The sequence below is a fragment of the Streptomyces sp. NPDC005574 genome (genome assembly GCF_040605435.1).
Lineage (GTDB): Bacteria > Actinomycetota > Actinomycetes > Streptomycetales > Streptomycetaceae > Streptomyces.
The window spans coordinates 1-12,634 of the sequence record NZ_JBEXCW010000147.1; the positions used below are offsets into that span (position 1 = coordinate 1).

10 protein-coding genes are annotated in these 12,634 nt (G+C 73.1%); 6 read left to right on the forward strand and 4 right to left on the reverse strand.

Annotation, left to right across the window (positions count from 1 at the left end):
* A partial coding sequence (locus tag ABZT03_RS40560) for an alpha/beta hydrolase (RefSeq protein ID WP_356048744.1) occupies positions 1-443 on the reverse strand: 443 nt, incomplete at its 3' end.
* A 159-nt stretch (positions 444-602) separates the two neighbouring features.
* Between ABZT03_RS40560 and ABZT03_RS40565 the strand changes: the two genes are divergently transcribed.
* The 4 genes from ABZT03_RS40565 to ABZT03_RS40580 all read left to right on the forward strand — a co-directional run bounded on the left by ABZT03_RS40565 (position 603) and on the right by ABZT03_RS40580 (position 4,809).
* Entirely contained in the window at positions 603-1,085 is a 483-nt protein-coding gene (locus tag ABZT03_RS40565; protein WP_356048746.1) for a MarR family transcriptional regulator, read from the forward strand.
* A 103-nt stretch (positions 1,086-1,188) separates the two neighbouring features.
* Positions 1,189-1,701, forward strand: a complete 513-nt coding sequence (locus ABZT03_RS40570; protein WP_356048747.1) for a carboxymuconolactone decarboxylase family protein — start codon at positions 1,189-1,191, stop codon at positions 1,699-1,701.
* Positions 1,702-1,728: 27 nt separating this feature from the next.
* On the forward strand, positions 1,729-3,174 hold the full coding sequence (locus ABZT03_RS40575) for a glyceraldehyde-3-phosphate dehydrogenase (protein WP_356048749.1): 1,446 nt from the start codon (positions 1,729-1,731) through the stop codon (positions 3,172-3,174).
* A gap of 225 nt (positions 3,175-3,399) precedes the next feature.
* The gene (locus tag ABZT03_RS40580) at positions 3,400-4,809 is read left to right on the forward strand and encodes a DUF2252 domain-containing protein (RefSeq protein ID WP_356048751.1); all 1,410 of its coding nucleotides are present in this window, start codon (positions 3,400-3,402) and stop codon (positions 4,807-4,809) included.
* 68 nt (positions 4,810-4,877) lie between these two features.
* Here the strand turns inward: ABZT03_RS40580 and ABZT03_RS40585 are convergent, their stop codons facing one another.
* Positions 4,878-7,574, reverse strand: coding sequence for a LuxR C-terminal-related transcriptional regulator (locus ABZT03_RS40585; RefSeq protein WP_356048753.1), 2,697 nt, complete (start codon positions 7,572-7,574; stop codon positions 4,878-4,880).
* Between the two features lie 336 nt (positions 7,575-7,910).
* On the opposite strand from ABZT03_RS40585, the gene ABZT03_RS40590 reads away from it, so the two are divergent.
* Positions 7,911-9,977 carry a SpoIIE family protein phosphatase gene (locus ABZT03_RS40590; protein ID WP_356048754.1) on the forward strand — a complete coding sequence of 689 codons (2,067 nt, stop codon included), beginning with the start codon at positions 7,911-7,913 and terminating at the stop codon, positions 9,975-9,977.
* 176 nt (positions 9,978-10,153) lie between these two features.
* Entirely contained in the window at positions 10,154-10,540 is a 387-nt protein-coding gene (locus tag ABZT03_RS40595; protein WP_356048756.1) for a hypothetical protein, read from the forward strand.
* Positions 10,541-10,947: 407 nt separating this feature from the next.
* Here ABZT03_RS40595 and hypE read toward each other — a convergent pair whose 3' ends face one another.
* Positions 10,948-12,027: a hydrogenase expression/formation protein HypE gene (hypE, locus tag ABZT03_RS40600; RefSeq protein ID WP_356048758.1), complete on the reverse strand. Its 1,080-nt coding sequence runs from the start codon at positions 12,025-12,027 to the stop codon at positions 10,948-10,950.
* Positions 12,020-12,634: hydrogenase formation protein HypD (gene hypD / locus ABZT03_RS40605; RefSeq protein WP_356048759.1), on the reverse strand; the 615-nt coding region annotated here is incomplete at its 5' end. The genes hypD and hypE, both read right to left, overlap by 8 nt.

Below are 12,634 nucleotides of genomic sequence, written 5' to 3' on the forward strand. Positions count from 1 at the left end.
GCGCCCTGTTCGACGATCCACCGGGCGACGGTGTAGTTCTGCTCGATGGCGATGGGGTAGCGCGCCTCGGGGGAGAGGTCGTACTCGGGGAAGACCACCGCCGCGCCCGCGCCGACGGCCAGTTCGCGCACCAGACGGTCGTGGGTGTGGGCGTTGCCGAACACCCAGCCCGCACCGTGGATGTAGAGAATCACCGGCAGCACACCCTCCGCGCCGGCCGGGCGCACCACCCGCGCCCGCACACTGCCCGTCGGACCCCCCGACACGGTGATCCACTCCTCGTCCACCGCAGGCATCGCGATCTCACCCGACTGCACCTCGTCGACCGCCTTACGGCCCTCGGCGGGCGCCAGGTCGAACAGGTAGGGCGGGTTCGCGGTCGCCTCGGCGAAGGACTGCGCGGCGGGTTCGAGCACGGGGCGGGGGTGGGTGCTGCCGGTCATGGCGACCTCCTGGTTGTCGGGTGCCGGGGACGGGCGCCGCCGGCCGGATCTACCGGCGGGCCTCGGCACTACCCGGACAGTAGCGCGCTACTTAGTCGTGCACAACTTGTTCGCGTTCGATAGAGTCGGGGGGACCTCAACGCTAGAGTGGTGGCGGCCATGAGCAGCGCGAAGAGCAGGAGCCGTCCCGTGAACCCCGCCGCCGAACCGACCGAGGGCTCGCTGCTCCTCGACGACCAGCTGTGCTTCGCCCTGTACGCGGCCTCCCGGGCGGTCACCGCCCGGTACCGGCCCCTGCTGGAGGCGCTCGGTCTGACCTACCCGCAGTATCTGGTCATGCTCGTGCTGTGGGAGCAGGACTCGATCTCCGTACGGGATCTCGGCGCCGCCCTCCAACTGGAGTCCAGCACCCTGTCGCCACTGCTGAAGCGGCTAGAGGCGAACGGACTGCTGCGCCGCGAGCGCCGTACCGACGACGAACGCTCGGTCGCCATCCGGCTCACCGAGGCCGGCGCGCGACTGCGGGACACGGCCGCCACGGTCCCCCTCGCCATCGGTGACGCCATGGGCCTGACCCCCGAGCAGGACGCCGCCGCCAAGCACCTCCTGCGGCTGATCACGGCCAACGTCACCGACGACTGACACGCGTCACGCCCGCGTCCCGGCGGGCGCGCGGGCCGCGTCGCGGTGGACGGCGCGCCCCTTCACGCCCCCACCCATCCCACACGTCCACAAGGAGACCGGGTTGAGCGACACCGCACAGGGCCGAGCGGACCGGCGGGTCTACATAGACAAGCAGAGTCCGAAGCCGTACCACGCCCTGGTCCAGACGTCCGAGGCGGTACGCGCGACCGCGGCCGACGCGGGCCTGGACCGCAGGCTCGTGGAGCTGATCAACCTCCGCGTCTCGCAGATCAACGGCTGCGCCTACTGCCTGAGCCTGCACACCGGAGCGGCCCTGCGGGCGGGCGAGACGACGCAGCGCCTGGGCGTCCTGCCGGCCTGGCGCGACACGCAACTCTTCTCCGAGCGGGAACGCGCGGCGCTCGCGCTGGCCGAGGCGACCACCGACCCGGCCGACCGGGCCGCACAGGACTCCGCCTACGCGGGCGCGCGCGAGGTGTTCGGCGACGACGAGATCGCCGCGGTGATCTGGGTCGCCGTCACCATCAACGCCTTCAACCGGGTCTCCATCATGAGCAGGCACCCGGTCCGGAGGCCCCCCGAACCGGGTCCGGGCCATGGGGTTAGCATATGAGCGCCCCCTAGCTCGAAAGATAACTCTGTGACTGTCAACGACGACTCGTTCACCAACTGGAAGCACCGCGAGGAGATCGCGGAGTCCATGATCCCGATCATCGGGAAGCTGCACCGCGAGCGGGACGTGACGGTCCTGCTGCACAGCCGCTCCCTGGTGAACAAGTCAGTGGTCAGCATTCTCAAGACCCACCGCTTCGCCCGGCAGATCGCCGGCGAGGAGCTCTCGGTCACCGAGACCCTGCCGTTCCTGCGGGCGCTCGCCGCTCTCGATCTCGGGCCGTCCCAGATCGACATCGGCATGCTCGCGGCGACGCACCGGGCCGACGACCGCGGCCTCACCGTGGAGGAGTTCACCGCCGAGGCGGTCGCCGGCGCCACCGGCGCCGACCGGGTCGAGCGCCGCGCGCCGCGCGACGTCGTCCTCTACGGCTTCGGCCGCATCGGCCGTCTCGTGGCCCGCCTGCTCATCGAGAAGTCGGGCTCCGGCAACGGCCTGCGGCTGCGCGCCATCGTGGTGCGCCGGGGCGGCGACCAGGACATCGTGAAGCGGGCCTCGCTGCTGCGCCGCGACTCCATCCACGGTCAGTTCCAGGGCACGATCACCGTCGACGAGGCGAGCGGCACGATCGTCGCCAACGGCAACGAGATCAAGGTGATCTACGCGGGCGACCCGTCGGAGGTCGACTACACGGCGTACGGCATCAAGGACGCCATCCTCATCGACAACACGGGCCGGTGGCGGGACCGCGAGGGCCTGTCGCAGCACCTGCGCCCCGGCATCGACAAGGTGGTCCTGACCGCGCCGGGCAAGGGCGACGTCCCCAACATCGTGCACGGCGTCAACCACGACACGATCAAGCCGGACGAGCAGATCCTGTCCTGCGCCTCCTGCACCACCAACGCGATCGTGCCGCCGCTGAAGGCGATGGCCGACGAGTACGGTGTGCTGCGCGGCCATGTGGAGACGGTCCACTCGTTCACCAACGACCAGAACCTGCTGGACAACTACCACAAGGCCGACCGCCGTGGCCGCTCCGCGCCGCTGAACATGGTCATCACCGAGACCGGTGCCGCCTCCGCCGTCGCCAAGGCGCTGCCCGACCTCAAGGCGCCGATCACCGGCAGCTCGATCCGGGTCCCGGTGCCCGACGTGTCGATCGCGATCCTCAGCCTGCGGCTCGGCCGTGAGACCACGCGCGAGGACGTCCTGGAGTACCTCCGCAACGTGTCGCTGACCTCGCCGCTCAAGCGCCAGATCGACTTCACCACCGCCCCCGACGCGGTGTCGAGCGACTTCATGGGCTCACGCCACGCCTCGATCGTCGACGCCGGTGCCACCAAGGTCGACGGCGACAACGCGATCCTCTACCTCTGGTACGACAACGAGTTCGGCTACTCCTGCCAGGTCATCCGCGTCGTCCAGCACGTCTCCGGGGTCGAGTACCCGACGTACCCGTCACCGGCCGTCTGAGCGGCGCGCACCGCGCGGAAGGCGCACGGGACCGGACCGGGGGCATCGCGCGCGTTCGCGGGTCCGCGGTCCGGCCGGCTCGCACCGCCCGACGCGCCGCGGCCCGGCCGACGGCGCCGGCCGCCGGTTCACCCCCGGCGGGTGAGCCGCGGACCCCGCCGGCGCGCTGAGCTGGACCACCGGGGTCACGCATCCGCGTGCCCCGGGGCGCGGGAGGTGCGAGCGATGACCATACCCAGTGCGTTCACGGCGTCCCTGTCCCCGGCCGAGAGGGCGGCGCACGGCAGAAAGGCGCGCACGCGCGCGTCGCGTTCCTGTCATGGCTGGTTCGAGCCCGATCCGAAGCGGCCCGACCCCGTCGAGGTGATCGAGCAGCAGTCGGCCACCCGGCTCACCGAGCTCGTGCCCATCCGCTACGGCCGCATGCTGGAAGCGCCGTTCCGCTTCTACCGGGGCGCGGCCTCGATCATGGCGACGGACCTCGGCCCGCTGCCGAACACCGGGCTGACCGTGCAGCTGTGCGGGGACGCCCATCTGCTGAACTTCCGGTTGCTGGCCTCGCCCGAACGCCATCTGGTCTTCGACATCAACGACTTCGACGAGACGTCGCCCGGGCCCTTCGAATGGGACGTCAAGCGGCTGGCGGCCAGCTTCGCGATCGCGGGCCGCGCCAACGGCTTCTCGGTCAAGGAGCAGAACAGCACCGTGCGCGAGTGCGTGCGGGCCTACCGGGAGCGGATGCGGTCCTTCGCCGGCATGCGCACCCTGGACATCTGGTACGCCCAGGACGACGCCGACCACATGCGCGAACTCCTGGCCTCCTCGATGAACAAGGAGACCAGGCGCCGTACCGTCGAGGCCACGACGAAGGCCCGTACGCGCACCCACCTCCAGGCGTTCGAGAAGCTCACCCGGGTCACGGCCGGGGGCCGGCGGATCGCACCCGACCCGCCGCTGATCGTCCCGCTCCGCGACCTGCTGTCCGACTCCTCCGGGGACGCGGAGGAGAAGGAGCTGCGGTCCGTCGTCGACGGGTACGCGCGGACCCTGTCGTCCGAGCGCCGGCACCTGCTCCACCACTACCGCCTGGTCGACATGGCCCGGAAGGTGGTCGGCGTCGGCAGCGTCGGAACGCGCTGCTGGATCCTGCTGCTCCTCGGCCGCGACGACACCGACCCTCTCCTGCTCCAGGCCAAGGAGGCGGAGGAGTCCGTCCTCGCCGCCCACACCGGCGGGGACCGCTACGACAACCAGGGCCGCCGGGTGGTCGCGGGCCAGCGGCTCATCCAGACCACCAGCGACATCTTCCTGGGCTGGACCCATGTCACGGGCCTCGACGGGCGCGGCCGGGACTTCTACGTACGTCAACTGCGGGACTGGAAGGGCATCATGCGGCCCGACACCATGGACCCCGGCCTGCTCCGCCTCTTCGCAGGGCTCTGCGGGGCGAGTCTCGCGCGGGCCCACGCCCGTTCCGGTGATCCCGTCGCCCTCGCCGCCTACCTCGGCGGAAGCGACCGCTTCGACCGCGCGCTCACCGGCTTCGCCCAGGCGTACGCCGACCAGAACGAGCGGGACTTCCAGGCGCTGGGAGCCGCCGCCCGCTCCGGCAGGGTCCGGGCCGAGAGCCTCTGAACCCGCCGTACCGCCTGCCGTGACCTCGCACCCACCGGATGGGCGCGAGGTCACGGCCGTGCGTGTGCTCAGAGCAGTCCCCGTTCGCGGGCGCGGCGGACCGCGTCGTTGCGCCGGTTGACCGCGAGCTTCCGGTAGACGCTCTTGAGGTGCGTCTTGACCGTGTTCACCGACACGTAGAGATCGGCTGCGATCTCCTCCGTCGACATCATCTGCGCCAGCCGTTCCAGCACGTCGTGCTCGCGGCCGCTGAGCTCCTCCACGACCTGCGGGAACCGCTTCTCCACCAGCTCCTCGGGCCGGGGCCGCCCGCCGTGCCGGGGCGCGCCGGGCAGCAGCCAGCCCTCCGCGAGCCGCCGCAGCGGCTCCGTGTCCATGAGCGGCCGGAGCCACTCCCCGGCCTCAAGGAAGGGGAGCCTCAGCCGTTCCTGCCGCGCGTCCCGCAGCGCCTGCGCGACGAGCCGGCGCGAGGTGACCGAGTCCCCCCTCTGCTCCGCGTCCTGCGCCCTGACCAGCGCCGCGCGGACGGTCACCGCCGGCCCGAGGAGGCCCTCGGCGTTCACCCGGTCCAGGAGGTCGATCGCCGCGCCCCGCTCGCCCGCGGCCAGCCGGGCCCGCGCCGCGCCCACGGCGCACGCCACCTGGTCCTCGGGCACCTCGCGCAGCAGCTTGGCGGCTGTCTCCGGGCGGCCTTCGGCGAGGTGCGCGGCGGAGGCGACCAGTGCCGTACGGCCTTCCGCCCACGGGGAGGCCACCGCGGCGGTGACGGCCGTGTCCACCCGTTCGAGCGCGGCCTGCGTGTCGCCGCGGGCCAGCAGCAGGCCCGCCGTCGCGATGGTCCGGCCGGCCTCCATCACCGGGTCCCGCATCGCGGGGTGGGAGTCGGCCGCCTCGTCGAGGAGACTCTGCGCCCGGTCCAGTTCGTTGCGGTCGACGGCGACGGCAGCGAGCACCAGCCGCCCGATGCCGGAGCCGGACGGCTGCGACAGGCTGAACCGCTCTGTCTCGGTCAGCGCCTCCACTGCCTTGCGCTCCGCACTGCCCAGCCAGCCGTTCAGGTAGTCGATCAGTGCCAGGCGGCCCAGGGAGTCCTCACGCGGAAGCGCCGTGGCGGCCCCGCCGGAACCCTCTGCCACCGTGGCCAGGACGGCCCGCGCGTCCTCGAACCGTCCGGCCCACAGCCGGGTGGAACCCAGGTGGGTCAGCAGGAGGGCGGTGAGTTCGGGATGCCTGTCGAGCAGGTGCGCCGGCACCTGGTCCCACAGTCTGCCGGCCGACTCCGCCGCGAGCTCCGCTCGTCCGGGTGAGCCGGTCAGCCTGCCCGCCAGCGCTTCGAGCAGGGCGCAGCTGAGGCGGGCCGCGGCGAGCCCGTCCGCGTCCTGCGCCGGGTCCGGTTCCTCCGCCAGACCGCGCTCCGCGTGACGCAGATGGGTCAGGCCGCGGTCGAGTTCGCAGTGGGACAGCTCACGGGCCGCCCGCACCAGGTCCGTGGCGGGCCCCCTGGCCTCGGGGCCCATCCGGGAGAACAGCTCGGCCAGGTCGTCGCTGCGCAGGCCGGTGAAGAGCTGCCCGATGGCCAGGTCGTCGACGAGGGCGTCCGCGGTGAACTCCCAGTCGCCCGCGGCCGCGCCGTGCCCGAGGCTCTCGGTGAGGGAGCCGGAGCGGCGCAGCCACCGGGCGGCCCGCAGATGCAGTTCGGGTTCGAGACCCGGGGAACGCTCACGCAGGTGTGCCCGGAGGATCTCCGCGAACAGCGGGTGCAGACGGCACCAGGCGTGCCCGAGGTCCTCGACGAATGCGTTCTCGCGGTGCAGGGCGGCCAGGATGGGCTCGGCGTCGGTGCGCTCCGTCAGCACGTTCGCCAGCTCGGGGCAGAACCGGTCCAGGACGCTGACCCGCAGCAGGAGGTCCTGCGTCTCGGGGGTCTGCCGCCGGAGCACCTCGGCCAGCAGGAAGTCGGCGACAGTGGTGCGGTCGGCCTCGAACTCCTTGAGGTACCGCTGCGGGTCGGGGCGCTCGCGGGCGGCCAGGGCGCACAGCCGCAGCCCCGCGGCCCACCCCCGGGTGCGCTCCACCAGGGCGCGCGCGTCGGACACCGGCAGGGACAGGCCGTGCAGGTCCAGGAGCGCGGCCGCCTCCTCCGCGGTGAACGCCAGCTCCGCGTCCCTGATCTCGGTGAGGTCGCCGGCTGCCCGGTACCGGTGCAGCGGAAGCAGCGGCTCCGTGCGGGTGACGAGGATCAGGCGCATACCGCGTCCCGCGTTGCGCAGCACGAAGCCCAGCTGCTCCGCGATCTGCGGGTCGGTGACCCGGTCGTACTCGTCGAGCACCACGATCACAGGCCGCTCCCGCGCGCTCAGGTCGGCGGCGAGCCGGGCGAGGAGGGCGTGGTCCACGTGGCCGGCGTCCGCGGGGAAGTCGACCTCAGGCGGCAGCGGCACACCGGAGACGCGCAGGGCCTGGAGCAGGTAGGCCCAGAACATTCCGCAGCCCTGGTCGACGACGTCGCTGGTGAGCCAGGCGACGGACCGGTTGCGTCCGCCGGCCCAGTCGGCGACCAGCAGGGTCTTGCCCGCGCCCGCGGCTCCGTTGACCATGGTCAGCGGTGTCTGGAGAGCCTGGTCCAGGTGTTTGACCAGGCGCGCCCGCCGCAGGAACGTGACCGGCCTGGCCGGAACGGCGAACCGGGTCCGCAGAAACGGATCCCCCTGCGGATCCGCGCTCGGTGCCGTGCATCCGGGATCGTTCTTCTCGAATCCAGCCATGGCGCTCACCACCACTGCTCGTCACATCATGGGCAGCGCTCCTCCCTCAGCATCCCAGTGTTCCGGCGCCCTCGCGCGCCGCGGGAGGCATCGGTCCGGTTGTCGCCGTTCCCGGGGCGGCACCACGCAGGTCAGCGACTGCGGACGGGGGTGCCGCCCGGTCCGGTTCTGTCCTGTCCTCCGTCGCTGGTGCCGACGCGCGGGTTCCGCCGCCCGGTGTGCGCGGGCACCTTTCCGGGTGCGGACGGGACGGCCGCGGAGCACCCTGGAGGCGCGCCCGGTTTTGCGGCAGCCGCGCACCGGAGCACGCACAGGACCGAGCTCGGAGGTATCCCCGTGGCCCACGGCGATCCCGGCCGGCACGTCGCCCAGACGGCGGTCTCGATGCTGGAGGCGCTCTTCACGCAGTCGCCGATCGGGCTCCACCTGCTCGACACCGATCTGCGGGTGGTGCGGATCAACACCACCACCCCCGCCATGCGGGGCATGTTCCCGGAGGATCTGGCGGGGCAGCGGGCCCGGGACGCCTACGCCATGGTCGAGGAGGACGTGGAGGGGCTCCTCGGTGAGGTGCTGGCCACCGGCGTCCCCCTGCTGCAGCGCGTCGTGCGGGCCCACATCGAGGCGGAGTCGCCGCCCCAGCGCCAGTTCGAGATCACCGCGCTGCGTCTGCAGGGCCCGGACGGGTCGGTGCTGGGCGTGGCCCTCACCTCGGTCGACGTCACCGAGCGGGAGCGGGCCCGGGCCCGGACCGTGGTGCTGGACGTCGTACGCGCCCGGGTGGGCCGCACCCTGGACCCGGCCGTGACCGGTGAGGAACTCGTCGACGCGGTCGTCCCCGGGTTCGCCGACCTCGCGGTCGTGGAGGTGGTGGACGGCGTGATCCGCGGCGACGAACCACCAACGGCACCGCCACCCGCGGGCATGCCGGTGATGCGTACCGCCTTCCGCAGCCGCCAGACCCGGCCGGCGCAGGCGCATCCTGTGGGCCAGGTCCGCCGCCTGCCCGCCCCGACGCCGTTCACCCAGGCCCTGGCCGACCTGCGGCCCCGGGTGGTGCCGCTGCGTCCGGACACCCCGTGGCTGTCCGCCGACCCCCCGGTCGCGGAGGCGATCCGTGCGGCGCGGGCGCACTCCCTGCTGGTGGTGCCCCTGGCACTGCGCGACGCGGCCCTCGGCATCGTGAGTCTGTACCGCACCGGAGATTCGGCACCCTTCGACGAGGCCGACCGGGAACTCGCGACCGAGCTGGCCTCGCACACGGCGCTGTGCGTCGACAACGCCCGGCGCTACACGCGGGAGCACACCGTGGCCGCCACGGTCCAGCGGCAACTGCTGCCGCGCCGCGCGGTGAGCCACGCGTCGCTGGAGACCGCGTACCTGTCCGTCACCGGCGCCGATCCGGGCGCCTGGTACGACACCATCCCCCTGTCGGGCGCCCGCACCGCACTGGTCGTCGGCAAGGTGTCGGGGAGAGGGCTGAACGCGGCCGCGACCATGGGGCAGCTGCGGACCGTCGTCCGCTCACTGGCGGCGTTCGAACTCCCGCCCGACGAACTGCTCGCCCGGCTGCACGGCACGGCGGGGCACCTCGCCGCCGAGCGCGGGCACCTGCCGCTCGGCGATCCGCTGCGGCGCGAGATGCTGACCGCGGACTGCGTGTACGCCGTCCACGACCCGGTGACCGGCAGGTTCACCATGGCGACGGCCGGTCATCTGGGCCCCGTCCTGGTCCGCCCCGACCACACGGTCGCTCTCCCCGCCGCCCCGGGCGGGCCCCGGCTGGGCACGGAGGAGGGCGCCCCCTTCGCCACCGCGGACGTCGAGGTGCCGGACGGCAGCGTCCTGGTGTTCACCAGCGACCCGGTCCTCACCGCCTACCTCGCCGAGTCCTCGGGACCGCTGCACTCGACGCCCGACCTGCGCGACCGCCCGTTGCAGGAGCTCTGCGACGCCCTGGTCTACGCCCTCCCGGCGGGGCTCGGGGCGGGTGACGCGGCGGTGATCGTCGCCCGTACCCGGGCCTTCTCCGCCGACCGGTTCGTCGCCTGGCCCCTCGACCGGGACCCCGCGGCCGTGGCGGTCGCCCGGCAGCGCACCGGCCATCAGCTCGCCAAGTGGGACGTGGACGACGAGACGGCCTTCAACACCCGGCTCATCGTCAGCGAACTCGTCACCAACGCGGTCCGCTACGGCAGCCCACCGCTGGAACTCCGGCTGATCCTCGACCGGACGCTGACCTGCGAGGTGCGGGACGCCGGCTCGGACGTACCGCTCCTGCGGCACGCGGCCGGCATCGACGAGGGCGGCCGCGGGCTGTTCATCACCGCGCAGCTGGCCCGGGCCTGGGGCGTCCGGTACACGGCTCCGGGCAAGACGATCTGGACCGAGCAGGCCCTCTGAACTGGTGCCCATGCCGTCCGCCCACATAGCGCGGGCCTCCATGGCCGGGGCGCACAGGATGGTAACCCATATGGCGTGAACACACATGCCCCACTCCGGCCAAAGTGGGACAATTGCCGTATCGCGGAGGCGCGACCCTCGTGTCTCCCACGCAAGGGGAACAGGCAGGTCGGTCCATGGCGAAGAAACCACATCCGTCCGAGCCGTCGCACGGCGAGGGCCCGAGCCGTCATCACGGTGAAGGACAGCACGGCTGGTCGCCCGACGTGGACGAGACGCGTCAGCAGGACAACCCCAGCGCCCACCGTTCCTTCCACGCGGACGAACACGCCGGCGAACCGGGCCCCGGCCGGACGAAGTCCGCGCAGGAGCGCAAGGGCGTGCCCGGCGACACGGTCGAGAGCACCGGCAAGAGCGGTGAGGAGTACGCCGAGCAGGGCGAGGAGGGCAGGACGAAGACCGGCCGCGAAGGGCGTTCCCAGCGTCCGGCCGGCACCAAGGACGCCTCCGCGTACACGGGCGTGGACCCCAAGGACACACCGTCCGGCCGCCGGGCCGGCTAGCCCGCAGCGGACGACCCCGGCCGGGCGGGCGACGCCGAAGGTCACCCACGGGCCGACCCCCGCCCGGACAGGCGACGCCGACCGTCACCCACGGGCCCCGCCCGAAACGGACGGCGCCGCCTGTCATCCACTCCGGCCCTCCGCCCGGGCGGGCGACGCGGGGCGGTCGGCCCGGGCAGGCGACACGGACCGTCCCACACACCCCCTGTCCCGCCGGACAGCCGACGTCGACCGTCACCCACCACGCCCCCCGCCCGGACAGGCGAGGCCGACGTCACGCACAGACAGGGGCCCGTCCGGCCGCCGCGCCCGGCGGGCCGCCCAGGCCCCTTCGCCGCTCCTGATCTCCGGCGCCTCTCCGGCCGGCGGACCCGCCGCCGGCCGGAGCCTCCGGTATCAGCGGATGGTCAGCAGATGCGCGGGAGTTGCTCCCCGAGCGGCAGGTCCACCACGCGCGTGCCGCCGAGCCCGGTACGGGCCACCACCATGCCTGGATGGTCCGCCACGGCCTCGCCGATGATCGCGGAGTCCGCTCCCAGCGGATGGCTGCGCATCGCCGCCAGCACCGCGTCGGCGTGCTCGCGCGGCACGAAGGCCACCAGCTTGCCCTCGTTGGCGACGTACATGGGGTCGAGCCCCAGGATGGCGCAGGCGTTGGCCACCGCCGCCGGGACGGGGACGTCCCGCTCGCGGATCACGACCCCCGCGCCGGACGCCGCCGCGATCTCGTTCAGCGCGGCGGCCAGCCCGCCCCGCGTGGGGTCGCGCAGCACGTGCAGGTCCGGGGTGACGGCGAGCATGGCGTCGACCAGGGAGCCCAGCGCCGCGCAGTCGCTCTCGATCTCCACCCCGAATTCCAGTCCCTCGCGGACGCTCATGATCGCCACCCCGTGGACGCCGACGGCGCCGCTGACGATCACCACGTCACCGGGGACGACCCGGCCCGGCCGCAGGTCGACGCCCGCCGGGATCAGGCCGATGCCGGCCGTGTTGATGAAGATCCCGTCCCCGTGGCCCGACTCCACCACCTTGGTGTCGCCGGTGGCCACCTCGACGCCCGCGGCGCGCGCCGCCGTGCCCAGCGCCTCCGCCACCCGGGAGACGACGTCGAGTTCCACGCCCTCCTCCAGGATGAACCCGCAGGACAGGTAGGCGGCCCGGGCGCCGCTCATGGCGAGGTCGTTGACGGTGCCGTTGACGGCGAGGTCGCCGATGCTGCCGCCGGGGAAGAACAGCGGCCGCACCACGAAGGAGTCGGTGGAGAACGCGAGCCGGGCACCGCCCAGGGTGACCGCGGCGGCATCACCCATCTGGGCGAGCACCTCGCCCCCGAACGCGGGCGCGAAGATCTGCTGCACCAGTTCGGCGGAGAGCGCCCCTCCGCCGCCGTGGCCCATGACCACGCGGGGCCGGTCGCGCAGCGGTGCGGGACAGGTCGGACCCTCGATGTCGAGCGCGGGGCCGCGGAGTTCGGTGATGTCAGACAACGGGGCTCGCCTCCCGGGGCGCGGTGGTGAGGTCGAGACGCCGGTAGAGGTAGTAGGCGGCGCAGGCGCCCTCGCTGGAGACCATGGTGGCTCCGAGGGGGTTGCGGGGGGTGCAGAGCGTGCCGAACGCCTCGCACTCGTGCGGCTTGAGGAGCCCCTGGAGGACCTCGCCGCTGCGGCACTCGGCCGGTTCGCGGGTCTGGATGCCGTCGACCGAGAAGCGGTGTTCGGCGTCGTGGTCGCGGTACTTCTCAGCCAGCCGCCAGCCGCTGTCGGGGATCACGCCGATACCCCGCCAGGCACGGTCGGTGACCTCGAAGACGTCCTCCAGCATCGCGCGGGCGGCCGGGTTGCCCTCCGGGCGCACGGCCCGGGCGTAGGCGTTGTCGACGGTGTGCTCACCGCGCTCCAGCTGGCGGACGGTGCGGCGCACCCCTTCGAGGATGTCCAGCGGCTCGAAACCGGTGACGACGATGGGCACCCGGAAGCGTTCGGCCAGTTCCGGGTACTCCCCCACGCCCATCACGCTGCACACGTGCCCGGCCGCGAGGAAGCCCTGCACCCGGCAGCTCGGCGAGCTCATGATGGCCTCGATGGCCGGGGGGAC